Annotated in this window: 20 protein-coding genes and 1 riboswitch; of the genes, 18 read left to right on the top strand and 2 right to left on the bottom strand. The window is 71.9% G+C overall.

Annotation, left to right across the window (positions count from 1 at the left end; translation table 11 throughout):
• Window positions 1-100: 100 nt before the first annotated feature.
• From FQ330_RS10145 to FQ330_RS10165, 5 genes are all read left to right on the top strand, one after another.
• Entirely contained in the window at window positions 101-1219 is a 1119-nt protein-coding gene (locus FQ330_RS10145) for a ScyD/ScyE family protein (RefSeq protein ID WP_146357259.1), read from the top strand.
• A 51-nt stretch (window positions 1220-1270) separates the two neighbouring features.
• Window positions 1271-1732, top strand: coding sequence for an AAA family ATPase (locus tag FQ330_RS10150; protein WP_146357261.1), 462 nt, complete (start codon window positions 1271-1273; stop codon window positions 1730-1732).
• 71 nt (window positions 1733-1803) lie between these two features.
• Window positions 1804-2175, top strand: a complete 372-nt coding sequence (locus tag FQ330_RS10155; RefSeq protein ID WP_146357263.1) for a hypothetical protein — start codon at window positions 1804-1806, stop codon at window positions 2173-2175.
• Window positions 2176-2181: 6 nt separating this feature from the next.
• A riboswitch (guanidine-III (ykkC-III) riboswitch) is annotated at window positions 2182-2245 on the top strand.
• 11 nt (window positions 2246-2256) lie between these two features.
• On the top strand, window positions 2257-2571 hold the full coding sequence (locus FQ330_RS10160; protein ID WP_146357265.1) for a DMT family transporter: 315 nt from the start codon (window positions 2257-2259) through the stop codon (window positions 2569-2571).
• A gap of 1 nt (window position 2572) precedes the next feature.
• On the top strand, window positions 2573-2953 hold the full coding sequence (locus FQ330_RS10165) for a DMT family transporter (protein ID WP_146357267.1): 381 nt from the start codon (window positions 2573-2575) through the stop codon (window positions 2951-2953).
• Window positions 2954-3167: 214 nt separating this feature from the next.
• Here the strand turns inward: FQ330_RS10165 and epsC are convergent, their stop codons facing one another.
• Both epsC and cysK read right to left on the bottom strand, forming a co-directional pair.
• Window positions 3168-3722: a serine O-acetyltransferase EpsC gene (gene epsC / locus FQ330_RS10170; protein WP_128190145.1), complete on the bottom strand. Its 555-nt coding sequence runs from the start codon at window positions 3720-3722 to the stop codon at window positions 3168-3170.
• Window positions 3723-3733: 11 nt separating this feature from the next.
• The gene (gene cysK, locus FQ330_RS10175) at window positions 3734-4663 is read right to left on the bottom strand and encodes a cysteine synthase A (RefSeq protein ID WP_146357269.1); all 930 of its coding nucleotides are present in this window, start codon (window positions 4661-4663) and stop codon (window positions 3734-3736) included.
• A 124-nt stretch (window positions 4664-4787) separates the two neighbouring features.
• On the opposite strand from cysK, the gene prmC reads away from it, so the two are divergent.
• The 13 genes from prmC to yaaA all read left to right on the top strand — a co-directional run bounded on the left by prmC (window position 4788) and on the right by yaaA (window position 15659).
• Window positions 4788-5648, top strand: a complete 861-nt coding sequence (gene prmC / locus FQ330_RS10180) for a peptide chain release factor N(5)-glutamine methyltransferase (protein ID WP_225792803.1) — start codon at window positions 4788-4790, stop codon at window positions 5646-5648.
• A gap of 41 nt (window positions 5649-5689) precedes the next feature.
• Window positions 5690-6361, top strand: a complete 672-nt coding sequence (locus FQ330_RS10185) for an L-threonylcarbamoyladenylate synthase (protein ID WP_146357273.1) — start codon at window positions 5690-5692, stop codon at window positions 6359-6361.
• Window positions 6362-6365: 4 nt separating this feature from the next.
• Window positions 6366-7568: an MraY family glycosyltransferase gene (locus FQ330_RS10190; RefSeq protein ID WP_128190149.1), complete on the top strand. Its 1203-nt coding sequence runs from the start codon at window positions 6366-6368 to the stop codon at window positions 7566-7568.
• Window positions 7565-8026, top strand: a complete 462-nt coding sequence (locus FQ330_RS10195) for a hypothetical protein (RefSeq protein WP_225792804.1) — start codon at window positions 7565-7567, stop codon at window positions 8024-8026. Before FQ330_RS10190 ends, FQ330_RS10195 begins: the two co-directional genes overlap by 4 nt.
• 241 nt (window positions 8027-8267) lie before the next feature.
• A complete protein-coding gene (gene atpB, locus FQ330_RS10200; RefSeq protein WP_128190159.1) occupies window positions 8268-9017 on the top strand; it encodes a F0F1 ATP synthase subunit A in 750 nt (249 codons plus the stop codon).
• 37 nt (window positions 9018-9054) lie between these two features.
• Window positions 9055-9294, top strand: a complete 240-nt coding sequence (atpE, locus tag FQ330_RS10205; RefSeq protein ID WP_128190150.1) for an ATP synthase F0 subunit C — start codon at window positions 9055-9057, stop codon at window positions 9292-9294.
• A 7-nt stretch (window positions 9295-9301) separates the two neighbouring features.
• Window positions 9302-9853 carry a F0F1 ATP synthase subunit B gene (locus FQ330_RS10210; RefSeq protein ID WP_146357275.1) on the top strand — a complete coding sequence of 184 codons (552 nt, stop codon included), beginning with the start codon at window positions 9302-9304 and terminating at the stop codon, window positions 9851-9853.
• Window positions 9853-10635, top strand: coding sequence for a F0F1 ATP synthase subunit delta (locus FQ330_RS10215; RefSeq protein ID WP_146357277.1), 783 nt, complete (start codon window positions 9853-9855; stop codon window positions 10633-10635). Before FQ330_RS10210 ends, FQ330_RS10215 begins: the two co-directional genes overlap by 1 nt.
• Before the next feature lie 26 nt (window positions 10636-10661).
• Window positions 10662-12296 carry a F0F1 ATP synthase subunit alpha gene (gene atpA / locus FQ330_RS10220; protein ID WP_146357279.1) on the top strand — a complete coding sequence of 545 codons (1635 nt, stop codon included), beginning with the start codon at window positions 10662-10664 and terminating at the stop codon, window positions 12294-12296.
• A 23-nt stretch (window positions 12297-12319) separates the two neighbouring features.
• A complete protein-coding gene (locus FQ330_RS10225; RefSeq protein WP_146357281.1) occupies window positions 12320-13204 on the top strand; it encodes a F0F1 ATP synthase subunit gamma in 885 nt (294 codons plus the stop codon).
• Window positions 13205-13222: 18 nt separating this feature from the next.
• Window positions 13223-14686, top strand: coding sequence for a F0F1 ATP synthase subunit beta (atpD, locus tag FQ330_RS10230; RefSeq protein WP_128190155.1), 1464 nt, complete (start codon window positions 13223-13225; stop codon window positions 14684-14686).
• Window positions 14686-14943, top strand: coding sequence for a F0F1 ATP synthase subunit epsilon (locus FQ330_RS10235; RefSeq protein ID WP_128190156.1), 258 nt, complete (start codon window positions 14686-14688; stop codon window positions 14941-14943). Before atpD ends, FQ330_RS10235 begins: the two co-directional genes overlap by 1 nt.
• Window positions 14940-15659 carry a peroxide stress protein YaaA gene (gene yaaA, locus FQ330_RS10240; protein WP_146357283.1) on the top strand — a complete coding sequence of 240 codons (720 nt, stop codon included), beginning with the start codon at window positions 14940-14942 and terminating at the stop codon, window positions 15657-15659. The genes FQ330_RS10235 and yaaA overlap by 4 nt, the downstream gene beginning before the upstream one ends.
• Window positions 15660-15707 lie beyond the last annotated feature (48 nt).

Genomic DNA, 15707 nt, shown 5'->3' on the forward strand with positions numbered 1-15707 from the left:
CACGCGGAAGACGGGGGCTTGTCGGCGCCCCCTGGGTGCGGGATCTTTGGCGGCAGCGGCCCCGGCACCTGCCTGGCCGCACCTCGCGAAGGAGCGTCCCATGTCTCGCAGATCCCGGACGACAGCGACCGCGGCCACCGCCGCCCTCGTGCTCGGACTGGCGGCCCTCGGGGGCCTCCCGGCGAGCGCCGCCCCGCCCGGCGAGCCCGTCACCGTGGCGACCGGGCTCAACAACCCGCGCCAGCTGTCGATCGGCCCCGGCCACACCCTCTACGTCGCCGAGGCCGGCAGCGCGGCCGCGTGCGAGCCGATCCCCGGCGTCGACGCCGCGTACGCGCTCTGCGGCATGACCGGGTCGGTGACCGAGGTCAGCCGCTCCGGCCAGCGGCGCGTCGTCACCGACCTGCCCGCCCTCGGCTTCAACGGCGAGGTGCTGGGCGCATCCGACGTCCAGGTGCGCGGCACGAGCATCGCCGTGCTCATCGGCGGCATGGCCGGCGCGGCGACGGCGCGCGACGGCCTGGCCGACGCGTTCGCCGACTTCGGCACGCTGCAGACGGGGTCGCTGCGCTCGGCGCCGCTCACCGCGGACGACCTCGCCCTCGTGGCGGACATCAACGCCTTCGAGGTCGCGAGCAACCCCGACGGCAACGACCCGCCCGACAGCAACGCCGTAGGCTTCGCCCCGCTCGGCGCGAAGCACTGGGCGGTCACCGACGCCGGCGGCAACACGCTGCTGACCGCCGGTGACGACGGCGTGAGCACGGTCGCGGTGTTCCCCAACGGCGACCTCGTGCCCAACCCGTTCGGTCCCGGGATGATCCCGCCGCAAGCGGTGCCGACGGATGTCGCGGTGGGGCCTGACGGCGCGTACTACGTGTCGCAGCTGACCGGCTTCCCCTTCCCGACGGGCGCCTCGACCATCTGGCGCGTGACGTCCGACGGGCAGGTGTCCGCCTACGCGACGGGGCTGACGATGGTGACGAGCCTCGCCTGGCGCGATGGCGTGCTCTACGCCGTGCAGCTCGACGACGGCAGCTTCTTCGACGGGCACGTCGGATCGCTGCGCGAGGTGACGCCGGGAGGCTCGATGCACGACGCGGTCGTCGACGGGCTGTCGGCGCCGTACGGCCTGGCGATCCGCGGCACCTCCGCCTTCGTCACCGTCGACTCGGTGTCGTCGGGCGGGGGCTCGGTGCTGCAGATCGACCTGCGCTGAGCGGTCGGGGGCCGCACGGCGCGTCTCGGGCGCGGGCGTAGGCTCGCGCCCATGGCCCAGGTGACGCTGCTGTGCGGGCCCTCGTGCGCGGGCAAGTCGACGCTCGCGCGCGAGCTCGAGGCCGCCGGCGCGCTCATGCTGTCGTACGACCGCGAGGCCTGGGCGCGCGGCGTGCGCGACGGGCGGCCGTCGCAGGCGCTCATGGCGCAGATCGACGCCGACTTCCTCGAGCTGCTCGAGCGGGTGCTGCCCACCGGCCGCCCCGTGGTGCTCGACGCGTCGCTGTCGACGCGCGCGGTGCGCGATCGGTGGCGGATGCGGCTGGGCGCGATGGCGGTGGAGTGCGAGCTCGTGGTCGTGCGCGCGCCGCTGCCGACGCTGCTCGACCGGGCGCACGGTCGCGAGCCCGGGCCGGAGTCCGTGGTGCTCGACGACGCGGCGCTCACCGCCTACGTCGCGGGGTTCGAGTGGCCGGGGGAGCGCGAGGCGCACCGCGTGGTCGAGACCGGCTGACGCGGCCGGGCCCCGCGCATCCGCCGTCCTCGGCCCGGTGCGCGCGGCCGCCAGCATGCCAGGATGAGCGCATGGGACCGGTGCTCGCGATGCCGCTCGGCTCGCTCGCGCTCGCGCTCGCGGCGATCGCGATCGGCGTGGTCGTGCACCTCGCCGGGCTCGGGCGCATCGCGCCTGCCGGCCCGATCGGCCTGCCCGGCAGGCGGCTGCGGGCGGATGCGACGGCCTACGCGCGCTCGCACCGCGCGGCCACGCCGCTCACGTGGCTCGCGACCTCGGTCGCGGCGGTCGCGGCGCTCGGGTCGCTCGTCGCCGGCCTCCAGGCGGGGGTCGAGGAGTGGGCCGTGCTCGCCGTGCTCGCCGCGATCGTGCTCGTCGTGGGGCTCGCGCTCGCCACCTGGCGGGCGCACGCCTCGCTGCCCGACGCGGATGGCGCCAGGTAGCCTGGTGACGAGCCCGAGGGCGGGCCCGCGGACGAGGGAGCCGTACCCGCACAGCGACAAGACGGCCGGTGGGGACTCGTCATGTCGTGGGTGATCCTGATCGCGTCCGGCCTCCTCGAGGCCGTCTGGGCTGCCGCGATGCAGTCGTCGCAGGGCTTCCGGCGCTGGCGGCCGACCGTGCTCTTCGCCGCCGCCATGCTCGCCTCGATGTGCGGTCTCGCCTGGGCGATGCTCGAGATCCCGACCGGCACCGCCTACGCGGTGTGGGTGGGGGTCGGCGCCGTCGCGACGGTCGTGCTGCAGGTCGCGCGGGGCGCCGAGCGGCTCACGCTCGTGCGCGCGCTGCTGCTCGTGCTGCTCGTCGGCTGCCTCGTCGGCCTGAAGCTGGTGAGCTGAGATGCGCCCCCGCACCGGGTGGGCCGTGCTGCTCGGCAGCGCCGTGCTCGAGGCCGTCTGGGCGACGGCGATGGGGGAGTCGGAGGGCTTCAGCCGACCGATCCCGACCCTGGTGTTCGCCGTCGCAGCGATCGCGAGCTTCATCGGCCTCGAGCGGGCCGTGCAGACGCTCCCGCTCGCGACCGGCTACGCCGTCTGGACGGGCGTCGGCGGCGCCCTCACCGTGCTCTGGGCGATCGCCACGGGCGCGCAGCCGTGGAGCCCGCTGACGCTCCTCTTCCTCGCCGGGATCCTGGTCGCGGTGGCGGGCCTCGCGCTCACCGAGCGCCCGCATGCTGCGCCCGCGTCCCCGGACCGGCCCGCCGCATCCGACCCCGCCTGACCTGGCCCTCCGCGCCGCCTCGCCCTGAGTGGCGCTCCCGGCGATCGAGTGGCGCCCTGCAGCATCGAGTGGCGCTTCCCGGCATCGAGTGGCGCCTGCGGCGATCGAGTGGCGCCACTCGACCGCACAGCGCGCCACTCGATCGCGCAAGGCGCCACTCGATGGCGCGAGCCCGGCACGCGGCGCGCGGCCGCCGCGGCTCAGAGCGAGCGGCTCAGATCGAGTACTCGATCTGCGGCAGCTCGGCGGGCGACGTGCGCGCGACCGGCTTGGCGGGCACGCCCACGAGCGTCGTCCCGGAGGGCGCGTCGTGCAGCACGACGGCGTTCGCGCCGACCCGCACGTCGTCGCCGAGCGCGATCGGCCCGAGGATCTTGGCGCCGGCGCCCACGAGCACGCGGTGCCCGAGCGTCGGGTGCCGCTTCACGGCCGCGTTCGCCGTGCCGCCGAGCGTCACGCCGTGGTAGAGCATCACGTCGTCGCCGACCTCGGCGGTCTCGCCGATCACGACGCCCATGCCGTGGTCGATGAAGAACCGCCGCCCGAGCCGCGCGCCCGGGTGGATCTCGACGCCCGTCATGAAGCGCGCGAACTGGCTGCCGGCGCGCGCGATCGAGCGCGCTCCGGCGTGCCAGAGGCGGTGGTTGACGCGGTGGGCCCACACGGCGTGGAGGGTCGAGTAGGTGAGCGCGATCGACAGCGCCCCGCGGGCGGCAGGATCGTGCCGCCGCGCGTTCTCGATGTCCTCGCGGACGTTGAGCAGGCCCATCCGTCCTCCGCTCAGGCCAGGTCGGCGTAGATCGGCATCGACAGGTAGCGCTCGCCGGTGTCGCAGACGATCGCGACGATCGTCTTGCCCGCCGACTCGGGGCGGCGCGCGATCTCGAGCGCGGCCCAGACGATCGCGCCCGACGAGATGCCCGCGAAGATGCCCTCCGTCGCGGCGAGCTCGCGGCCGACGCGCACGGCGTCGTCGAGCTCGACGTCGACGACCTCGTCGTAGACGCCGGTGTCGAGGATCTCGGGCACGAAGTTCGCGCCGAGGCCCTGGATCTTGTGCGGTCCGGCCTGGCCCTTCGTCAGCAGCGGCGAGTCGGCCGGCTCGACGGCGACGACGCGGATGTCGGGGTTCAGCTCCTTGAGGCGGCCGCCGGCGCCGGTGATGGTGCCGCCGGTGCCGATGCCCGCGATGAAGATGTCGACCTCGCCGTCGGTGTCGGCCCAGACCTCCTCGGCGGTGGTCTCGCGGTGCACGCGGATGTTCGCCTCGTTCTCGAACTGCCGGGCGAGGATGGCGCCGGGCGTCTCGGCGACGATCTGGCGGGCGCGCTCGACGGCGCCGCGCATGCCGTCGGGGCCGGGGGTGAGCACGAGCTCGGCGCCGTAGGCCTTGAGGATCGCGCGGCGCTCGACCGACATCGTCTCGGGCATCGAGAGGATTACGCGGTAGCCGCGGGCGGCGCCGACCATCGCGAGGGCGATGCCGGTATTGCCGCTCGTGCCCTCGACGATCGTGCCGCCGGGCTTCAGGGAGCCGTCGGCCTCGGCGGCGTCGATGATCGCGCGGCCGATGCGGTCCTTGACGGATGCGCCGGGGTTGAAGGACTCGAGCTTCACGAGCACGGTGGCGTCGGTGTCGTCGAGCCGCTGGAGGCGCACGAGGGGCGTGCCGCCGATCGTGGCGGTGATGTCGTCGAAGATGCGCGCCATGCGGATTCCTTTCATCGGGTGGAAGCAGTGCTTCTCACCATACGGGACAGCACCCGAGCAAGCGCTCCGCGGCGGCTCCGCATTCCCGCAGGGCGCGGGCCCGTCGCGGCACTACCGTGGTGCCGTGACGGAACCGACGGTCGGCGATGCGGTGCGGCAGGCGCGCACGCGGCTCTCGGCCGCGGGCATCGAGGGCCCGGACGCCGAGCTGCTCGCCGCGTGGGCCGCGGGCACCGGGCTCGGCGAGATCCGCGTCGACATGGCGATGGGCCGCTCGTTCCCGGCGGATGCGCTGGCCCGCTTCGCGCACGGCGTCGCGCGCCGTGAGGCTCGCGAGCCCCTGCAGCGCATCACGGGCCTCGCGCCGTTCCGGCACGTCGACCTGCGGGTCGGGCCAGGCGTCTTCACCCCGCGGCCCGAGACCGAGCTGCTCGTCGACGTCGTGCTCGAGCACGTGCGCGGCACGGTCTCGCCGCTCGTGCTCGACGTGGGCACCGGCACGGGCGCCGTCGCGATCGCGCTCGCGCGCGAGGCCGGAGCCCGGGTCGTCGCCGTCGAGCAGAGCCCCGCCGCCTACGTCTGGGCCCGCCGCAACATCGCCGAGCTCGCGCCCGGCACTGTGCTGCTCCACGCCGACGCGCGCGACGTCGCGGCACTCGCGGCCGTCGGGGTGCAGCCCGGCTCCCTCGACGCCCTCGTGTCGAACCCGCCCTACGTGCCGGCCGCATCCGTGCCCGCCGACCACGAGGTGCGGGCCTTCGATCCGCACGGCGCGCTCTACTCGGGCGCCGACGGGCTCGACCTCATCCGCGACCTCGCGCCGCTCGCGGCCGACCTCGTCGCCCCCGGCGGCATCGTCGCGGTCGAGCACGCCGAGCACCAGTCGGCCGCCGTGCGCGGCATGCTCGAGGACGCCGGGTTCACGGATGCGCGCACGCGGGTCGACCTGACGGGTCGCGACCGCGTCACCTCCGCCGTCCGCTGACGGCCCCGGCGGGCGCTCCCGGGCGGCACTACGATTGCGGGGTGGCCGCCACGATCTACGACTGCTCCGACCCCGCATCCCTGCTCGACGGGGTGCGCGCGGCGCGGACGGCGATCGCGGCCGGCCAGTGCATCGTGATGCCGACCGACACGGTCTACGGCATCGCCGCCGACGCGTTCTCGCACAGCGCCGTCGCGGGCCTGCTCGCGGCGAAGGGCAGGGACCGCGGCTTCCCGCCGCCCGTGCTCGTCGCCGACCGGCACATGGCCACCGCGCTCGCCGAGTCGGTGCCCGCCGCGATCGAGCCGCTGCTCGACGCGCACTGGCCGGGCCCCCTCACCGTCATCCTGCGCGCGCAGCCCTCGCTCACCTGGGACCTCGGCGACACCGGGGGCACCGTCGCGATCCGGGTGCCCGACCACCCGATCGCGATCGGCCTGCTGCGCGAGACGGGGCCGCTCGCGGTCTCGAGCGCCAACCTCCACGGCATGCCGGCGCCGACCGAGGCGGCAGCCGCCGCCGAGATGCTCGGCGACCGCGTCGCCGCGGTGCTCGACGCGGGCGCCGTCGGCGGCAGCGCGGCGCCGGGGGAGCAGAACGGCTCGACGATCCTCGACTGCTCCACCGAGGGCGTCGTGCGCATCGTGCGCCAGGGCGTGCTGCCGCGGGAGACCGTCGCCGTCGCGCTCGGCGAGCTGCTCGCCCCGGAGTGACGCCGTGATCTTCCTGCTCATCACCGCGGTCGCGGCGGTCGTGACCTTCGTCGCGACGCGCGTGGTGCTGGCAGTGGCGCTCAAGCACGGCATCCACCCGCCCGTGCGCGACCGCGACGTGCACTCGCGGCCCACACCGCGCCTCGGCGGGGTGGCGATGTGCATCGGCGTGCTCGGCGCGTTCGGCGTCGCCGCCCTCATCCCCGAGCTCTCGGGCGTCTTCGCCGAGCCCGCCCGCATCTGGACGCTGCTGGCCGGCGCGGTGGCGATCTGCGGCATCGGCGTGCTCGACGACCTCGTCGACCTCGACTGGATGCTGAAGCTCGGCGCGCAGATCCTCGTCGCCACCGGCGTCGCGCTCTTCGGCGTGCAGATCGTGAGCCTCCCGATCGCCGGCATCACGGTGCCGTCGGCGACCACGGCGATCATGCTGACGGTGCTCATCATCGTGCTCGTGATGAACGCGCTGAACTTCATCGACGGGCTCGACGGCCTCGTCGCGGGCACCACGATCATCGGCTCGACGGCGTTCTTCGGCTACATCTTCATCATCAGCCAGAACCTCGGGCAGCAGAACGCCTACTTCTCGCTCGCGAGCCTCATCACGTCGATCATCGTCGGCGTGTGCCTCGGCTTCCTGCCGGTGAACTGGCATCCCGCGCGCATGTTCATGGGCGACGGCGGCGCGCTCATGCTGGGCCTCCTCACCGCCGCGAGCGCCATCGCCGTCACCGGGCAGATCGACATCGGCACGATGGGCGGGCGCAGCCAGATCCTGCCCGCGTTCATCCCGGTGCTGCTGCCGCTCGCGATCCTGCTGCTGCCGCTGACGGACTTCGTGCTCGCGGTCGTGCGGCGCCTCCTGAACGGCTCGAGCCCCTTCGCCGCCGACCGCAAGCACCTCCACCACCGGCTGCTCGACATGGGGCACTCGCACCTCGGCGCGGTGCTCATCTTCTACGCGTGGACGGCGGTCGTCTCGGTCGGCTGCCTCGTGTTCCTCATGCAGCCCTGGTGGGTGGCCGTCGGTATCATGGCGGTCGGGTTCATCGTGTGCGCCCTGCTGACGGCGGCGCCCGTCAGCCGCAGGGTGTGGCGCACGTTCCTGCGCGTGCTGCGCGAGCGCCGTGCAGCTCGCAGGGGACTCGAGCCGACCACGATCGACGCCCGCGTCGAGACCAGCATCGACCAGGGGGAATCCCGGTGACCACCAACCAGATCATGCAGCGCATCCTGCTGTGGGGCGGCATCCTCGCCGCCGCCGTGGCCGTCGTGGGCGGGATCGTCGGCTGGCTGCTCGCCGCCGGCGCCGGGGTCGCCTCGGCGCTCGTGGGCACCGCCCTCGCGATCGTCTTCTGCATGCTCACCGCCGCGAGCATCCTGCTCGCCTTCAAGGTCTCGAAGGGCGCCATGATCTCGGGCGCCTTCTTCGGCATCGTGCTGGGCGGCTGGCTGCTGAAGTTCGTGCTGTTCATCGTGCTCGTGTTCGTGCTCGGCGACCAGGACTGGCTGCACCGCGGCGTCGCCTTCGGCGCGCTCGTGGCGGCGGTCATCGGCTCGCTCGTCATCGACTGCGTGGTCATCATGACGAGCCGGCAGCCGACGATCGACAGCGACGCCGACGACGAGACGCAGGGCCGCCCCGCGTCCGGTGCGCGCGCCTGATGGAGGCCCCGGGAGTGTCGGTCGCAGCCGACCTCTCTGATAGTGTCGTAGCCGTTCCCCCCACTGCCTCGCTCAGCTTCGAGCGTGTCCGCGCGAGGGGGATCGACGACGTCGAACCGGCGCCAGGCGCCCTGAGGTTGAGGAAGAGACGCTGAACGCCTTGCTGACGCCGCTGGCTGCCGCTGGAACCGAGCCCGAGCCGTTCCACCCGCCGTCGATCGCGGACTTCTTCCCGGACATCATGCTGTTCGCGGACCCGACGATCGAGTGGTTCGGGAGCGACGAGCCGATCTTCGGCATCAACCGCATCATGCTCATCCGCATGCTGTCGGCGCTCGTCATCATCCTGATCTTCGTGCTCGGCACGCGGCGGATGCGCCTGATCCCGACGCGCGGGCAGAGCATCGTCGAGATGGGCCTCGGCTTCGTCCGCGACGGCATCGCCTACGACCTGCTGGGCGAGAAGGACGGCAAGCGCTTCCTGCCGCTCATCACCACCATCTTCTTCATGGTGCTGTCGATGAACATCACGGGCATCGTGCCGTTCCTCAACATCGCCGGCACCGGCGTCATCGGCGTGCCGCTGCTGCTCGCGCTCGTCGCGTACGGCGCCTTCATCTACGCGGGCGTCAAGAAGCACCCGGGCGCCTTCTTCAAGAACGCGCTGTTCCCACCGGGCGTGCCGAAGGCGCTCTACATCATCGTGACGCCGATCGAGTTCGTCTCGACGTTCGTGCTGCGCCCGATCACGCTGACGCTCCGACTCATGATGAACATGGTCGTCGGGCACCTGCTGCTCGTGCTGTTCTTCGCCGCCACGCAGTTCTTCTTCTTCTCGGCCGGCGGCTTCTACACGCTCTTCGGCGTGGGAACGCTCGCCTTCGGGTTCGCCTTCACGCTCTTCGAGATCCTCGTCGCCGTGCTGCAGGCCTACGTCTTCGCCCTCCTGACCACCGTCTACATCCAGCTCGCGCTGGCTGAAGAGCACTGACCCTTCCGGGCAACCGGAACCGCAGAAAGGAAACACCGTGGACAACGCCACGACCATCTTCGCCGAGATCAGCGGCAACATCGGCACCGTCGGCTACGGCCTCGCGGCCATCGGCCCGGCCATCGGCGTCGGCATCGTCGTCGGCAAGACGATCGAGTCGGTCGCTCGCCAGCCCGAGCTGCAGGGCCGCCTCACGGTGCTCATGTACATCGGCATCGCCTTCACCGAGGCGCTGGCGTTCATCGGCATCGCCACGTACTTCTTCATGACGGCCTGAGCCACTGATGCTCACCACTCCTCTCTTCCTCGTGGAAGATGCGGGGGAAGCAACGCCGAACCCGCTCCTTCCAACCCCGTACGACATCATCTGGTCGGCGGTCATCTTCGTCGTCCTCCTGCTGATCTTCTGGAAGGTCGTCCTCCCGCGCATGCAGGCGCTGCTCGACGAGCGCGCCGCTGCCATCGAGGGCGGCATCAAGAAGGCCGAGGAGGCTCAGGCCGAGGCCGCTGCAGCGCTGGAGTCGTACAACACCCAGCTCGCTGAGGCTCGCGCCGAGGCCGGTCGCATCAAGGACCAGGCTCGCGCCGACGCCGCCAAGATCGAGGCCGACCTCAAGGCTCGCGCCATCGACGAGGCCGAGCGCATCACCGTCCAGGCGCACCAGCGCATCGAGGCCGAGCGCCAGGCGGCGTTCAGCTCGCTGAAGACCGAGGTCGGCACGCTCGCCCTCGGCCTCTCCGAGAAGGTCGTCGGCGAGTCGATGGACGACGCGCGCTCCGCAGCGATCGTCGACCGCTTCCTGGCCGACCTCGAGCACGACACGGCGACCCGCTAGTGGGCAGCGCGACCAGCCAGGCGCGAGCCGGCATCGAGGGCGCTGTCAGCGCGCAGCCGCACGCGGGCATCGACGACGCGCGCGACCTGTTCCGGGCGTCGCGCGCCATCGAGCGGAGCCCCCAGGTGCTCTCGTCGCTGGCCGACCCCGCCTCGACGCCCGACGCTCGCGCGGCCCTCGCGGCGCGCGTGCTCGGGCAGCTCGGAGCACCTGCGGTCGCGATCGTCGCGCACCTCGCGCGCCAGCGCTGGTCCGCTCCCGCCGACCTGCTCGCGGGCATCGACGACGCGGCCATCCGCATCGCCGTGCGCTCGTCGCAGGCCGACGTCGCCGGCGAGATCGCCTCGTTCGAGCGCACCGTCGCCTCCGACGCGCAGCTCGAGCTCGCGCTCGGCGGCCTGCTCGGCTCCGCCGACGCCAAGGCTGCGCTCGTCGAGCGGCTGCTCGGCGGCCGGGCGAGCGAGGCGGCCGCCTCGATCCTCGATCACCTCGTGCGCGCGCCCCGCGGCCGTCGCATCGGCCAGCGGCTGCGCAGCACCGCGAAGCAGGTGGCCGAGGCCTCCGGCAGCTCGCTCGCGACCGTCACGACGGCCCGCGAGATCCCCGCGGCGCAGCTCGACCGACTCCGCGTCGGCCTCGAGCGGCAGTACGGCCGCGCCCTGCAGCTCCAGCAGATCGTCGACCCGGCCGTCCTCGGCGGCCTGCGCGTCGCGATCGGCGACGACGTCATCGACGGCACCGTCCGTTCCAAGTTCACCGACCTGCGCCTGAAGCTCGGCTAGGTCGACAGCCCACCAGAGGAAGACACATGTCAGAGCTCACCATCAGCCCCGACGAGATCAAGGACGCACTCGCCGACTTCGTCTCGTCCTACGAGGCCTCGGCCTCGACGACGGCCGAGGTCGGCACCGTCATCGACGCCGCCGACGGCATCGCGCACGTCGAGGGCCTCCCCGGCGTCATGGCCAACGAGCTCGTCCGCTTCGCGGACGGCACGCTGGGCCTCGCCCAGAACCTCGACGAGTCCGAGATCGGCGTCGTGGTGCTCGGTGAGTTCGCCGGCATCGAGGCCGGCATGGAGGTCACCCGCACCGGCGAGGTGCTCTCGGTCCCCGTGGGCGAGGGCTACCTGGGCCGCGTCGTCGACCCGCTCGGCAACCCGATCGACGGCCTCGGCCAGATCGCCTCGAGCGGCCGCCGCGCCCTCGAGCTGCAGGCGCCCGGCGTCATGCAGCGCAAGTCGGTGCACGAGCCGCTCCAGACCGGCATCAAGGCGATCGACGCGATGATCCCGGTCGGCCGCGGCCAGCGCCAGCTGATCATCGGCGACCGCCAGACGGGCAAGACGGCGATCGCGATCGACACGATCATCAACCAGAAGTCCAACTGGGACTCGGGCGACGTCAACAAGCAGGTGCGCTGCATCTACGTCGCCGTCGGCCAGAAGGGCTCGACCATCGCCTCGGTGAAGGGCGCCCTCGAGGAGGCCGGCGCGATGGAGTACACCACCATCGTCGCCTCGCCCGCGTCCGACCCGGCCGGCTTCAAGTACCTCGCGCCGTACGCCGGCTCGGCGATCGGCCAGTACTGGATGTACGAGGGCAAGCACGTCCTGATCATCTTCGACGACCTGTCGAAGCAGGCCGAGGCCTACCGCGCCGTGTCGCTGCTGCTGCGCCGCCCGCCGGGCCGCGAGGCCTACCCGGGCGACGTGTTCTACCTGCACTCCCGTCTGCTCGAGCGCTGCGCGAAGCTCTCCGACGAGCTCGGCGCGGGCTCGATGACCGGTCTGCCGATCATCGAGACGAAGGCCAACGACGTCTCGGCGTACATCCCGACCAACGTGATCTCGATCACCGACGGCCAGATCTTCCTCCAGTCCGACCTGTTCAACGCCAACCAGCGCCCCGCGGTCGACGTCGGCATCTCGGTCTCGCGAGTCGGCGGCGACGCGCAGGTCAAGTCGATCAAGAAGGTCTCCGGCACGCTGAAGCTCGAGCTCGCCCAGTACCGCTCGCTCGAGGCGTTCGCGATGTTCGCCTCCGACCTCGACGCGGCCTCGCGCCGTCAGCTCGAGCGCGGCGCGCGCCTGACCGAGCTGCTGAAGCAGCCGCAGTACTCGCCGTACCCCGTCGAGGAGCAGGTCGTCTCGATCTGGGCCGGCACGAACGGCAAGCTCGACACGGTGCCCGTGAACCAGGTGCTGCAGTTCGAGTCCGAGCTGCTCGAGCACCTGCGCAGCAACAGCTCGGTGCTCGGCACGCTCCGCGAGACCAACGTGCTCGACGACGCGACGCTCGCGACGCTCGAGTCCGAGGTCGACGAGTTCGTGAAGAACTGGCAGGGCAAGCCGGAGTCGAGCATCACCGACCCGGGCACGGAGTCCGACAACCCCATGGTCGAGGACGTCAACCAGGAGCAGATCGTCAAGGGCCGTCGCTGACGCGAGCTCGCTGAGGAGGCGGAATGGGAGCCCAGCTCCGGGTCTACACGCAGAAGATCAAGTCTGCGCAGACGACCAAGAAGATCACGAAGGCGATGGAGCTCATCGCTGCATCGCGCATCCAGAAGGCGCTCGCACGCGTGCACGCGTCGACGCCGTACGCCAGGGCGCTGACGCGCGCCGTGAGCGCGGTCGCCACGTACTCCAACGAGGCGCACCCGCTCACGGTCGAGCGTCCGCAGCTGAAGCGCGCGGCGATCGTCGTGCTGACGAGCGACCGCGGCCTGGCCGGCGCGTTCAACTCGCAGATCATCCGCGAGGCGAGCGAGCTCCGGGTGAAGCTGGAGTCCGAGGGCAAGGAGGTCGACCACTACCTGGTCGGCAACAAGGCCGTCGGCTACTTCAAGTTCCGCAAGCGCGCGTCCATCCAGGCGTGGACGGGGCAGTCGGAGACGCCGAGCCCCGAGCTCGCGCAGGAGATCGCCGAGGCGGTGCTCGAGGCGTACGTCTCCGAGCAGGTCGATGAGATCCACATCGTCTACAACCGCTTCGTCAGCATGATGACGCAGGAGCCCACCTCGGTGCGGCTGCTGCCGCTGGAGGTCGTCGAGGCCGAGAGCGCCGAGAGCGCGGAGCACTTCCCGCTGTACGAGTTCGAGCCCGAGCCCGCACAGGTGCTCGACGCGCTCCTGCCGGTGTACGTCGAGAGCCGCATCTTCAACGCCCTGCTGCAGTCGGCCGCCGCGAAGCAGGCGGCGACGCAGAAGGCCATGAAGTCGGCCTCCGACAACGCCGACAAGCTCATCACCGACTACACCCGCCTGCGCAACAACGCGCGCCAGGCCGAGATCACGACGCAGATCTCCGAGATCGTGGGCGGCGCGGACGCCCTCGCCTCGGCGAAGTAGCCACGAAAGGCAAGCACCATGACCATCACTGACACCCCCGAGGTCTCGCAGCGGCAGGCCGGCGTCGGCCGCGTGGCCCGCGTGACCGGTCCCGTCGTCGACATCGAGTTCCCGCACGACGCGATCCCGCCCGTCTACAACGCGCTCAAGACGACCGTCGACTTCGGTGACGGCACCGAGCCGCAGGAGATCACGCTCGAGGTCGCGCAGCACCTCGGCGACGACCTCGTGCGCGCCATCGCCCTGAAGCCGACCGACGGCCTCGTCCGCGGCCAGGAGGTGCGCGACACCGGCGACCCGATCATGGTCCCCGTCGGCGACGTCACCAAGGGCAAGGTCTTCAACGTCATCGGCGAGGCGCTCAACCTCGGCGAGGGCGAGACGATCGAGGTCACCGAGCGCTGGTCGATCCACCGCAAGGCTCCCGCGTTCGACCAGCTCGAGTCGAAGACGCAGCTGTTCGAGACCGGCATCAAGGTCATCGACCTGCTGACGCCGTACGTGCAGGGCGGCAAGATCGGCCTGTTCGGCGGCGCCGGCGTCGGCAAGACCGTCCTCATCCAGGAGATGATCCAGCGCGTCGCGCAGGACCACGGCGGCGTCTCGGTGTTCGCCGGTGTCGGCGAGCGCACCCGTGAGGGCAACGACCTGATCCACGAGATGGAGGAGGCGGGCGTCTTCGACAAGACCGCCCTCGTCTTCGGCCAGATGGACGAGCCGCCGGGCACGCGTCTGCGCGTGGCCCTGTCGGCGCTGACGATGGCGGAGTACTTCCGCGACGTGCAGAAGCAGGACGTGCTGCTGTTCATCGACAACATCTTCCGCTTCACGCAGGCGGGCTCGGAGGTCTCGACGCTGCTGGGCCGCATGCCCAGCGCCGTCGGCTACCAGCCGAACCTCGCCGACGAGATGGGCATCCTCCAGGAGCGCATCACCTCGACGCGCGGCCACTCGATCACCTCGCTGCAGGCGATCTACGTGCCCGCCGACGACTACACCGACCCGGCCCCGGCCACGACGTTCGCGCACCTCGACGCGACGACGGAGCTGAGCCGCGAGATCGCGTCGAAGGGCCTCTACCCGGCCGTCGACCCGCTCACGTCGACCAGCCGCATCCTCGACCCCCGCTACCTGGGCGAGGACCACTACCGCGTCGCGACGACCGTCAAGCAGATCCTCCAGAAGAACAAGGAGCTGCAGGAGATCATCGCCATCCTCGGTGTCGACGAGCTCTCCGAGGAGGACAAGATCGTCGTGTCGCGTGCACGCCGCATCCAGCAGTTCCTCTCGCAGAACACCTACATGGCCAAGAAGTTCACGGGCGTCGAGGGCTCGACCGTGCCGCTCAAGGAGACCGTCGAGTCGTTCGACGCGATCGCCAAGGGCGAGTTCGACCACGTGGCCGAGCAGGCGTTCTTCAACGTCGGCGCGATCTCGGACGTCGAGGCCAAGTGGGCGCAGATCCAGAAGGAGAACGGCTGATGGCTCTGACCGTCAGCATCGTGTCGGCCGCCTCCGAGGTGTGGTCGGGCGAGGCCTCGCAGGTCATCGCCCGCACCACCGAGGGCGAGATCGGCATCCTGACGGGCCACGAGCCGGTGCTGGCCGTGCTCGCCGAGGGTCAGGTGCGCGTCACCGACTCGACCGGCACGGTGCACAGCGTCGAGGCCGAGGACGGCTTCCTGTCGGTCGACCACGACCGCGTGGAGATCGTCGCCAGGAACGCAAAGCTCGCGTGATCGTCCTGCTGCCGCCCAGCGAGACGAAGGCGGCAGGCGGGACGGCGGAGCCGCTGTCGACGGCCAGCCTGGGGTTCCCCGGGCTGGCCGTCGCCCGTTCCCGGGCCCTCGCGGCCCTCGACCGCCTCGTCGCCGCCGGCCAGGACGTCTCGACGCCCGCGAAGGCGCGCGCCGCCGCCGACAACGCCGCTGTGCGCGATGCGCCGACGATGCCGGCGATCGAGCGCTACACGGGCGTGCTCTACGACGCGCTGGGCGCCGCATCCCTCGACGCCGATGCGCGCGACTGGGTCGACGCCCACGTCGTGATCCAGTCGGCCCTGCTCGGCTTCGTGCGCGCATCCGACCGCATCCCGGCTTACAAGGTGTCGGAGCACACGCGCCTGCCGGGGGAGCGGATGCGCGAGCTGTGGTCGGGAGCGGGCGACGCGATCGAGGGCTTCGCGCTCGACCTGCGCTCGAAGGCGTACGCGGCCGTGGCGCCGGTCGCCGGCGCGGTGCCCGTCGAGATCGTCTCGCCCGATGGCAGGGCGCTCAACCACTGGAACAAGGCGGGCAAGGGCGCGCTCGTGCGTTCGCTCGCGCTGGCGGGCGTCGAGGCGCCGTCGGCGGATGCGCTCGTGGCGTGGGCGGCGTCGGCCGACGTGCCGCTCACGCGCGCCGAGGGCGGCCTGCGGCTCGTCGTGCAGGACCCGCGGCTCGTCGCCGCGCGCTGAGGGGCCCGCGGTGCAGGTCGTGATCAGCCGGCCGATCTAGCATCGCTG

The organism is Agrococcus sediminis (assembly GCF_007923295.1).
GTDB lineage: Bacteria > Actinomycetota > Actinomycetes > Actinomycetales > Microbacteriaceae > Agrococcus > Agrococcus sediminis.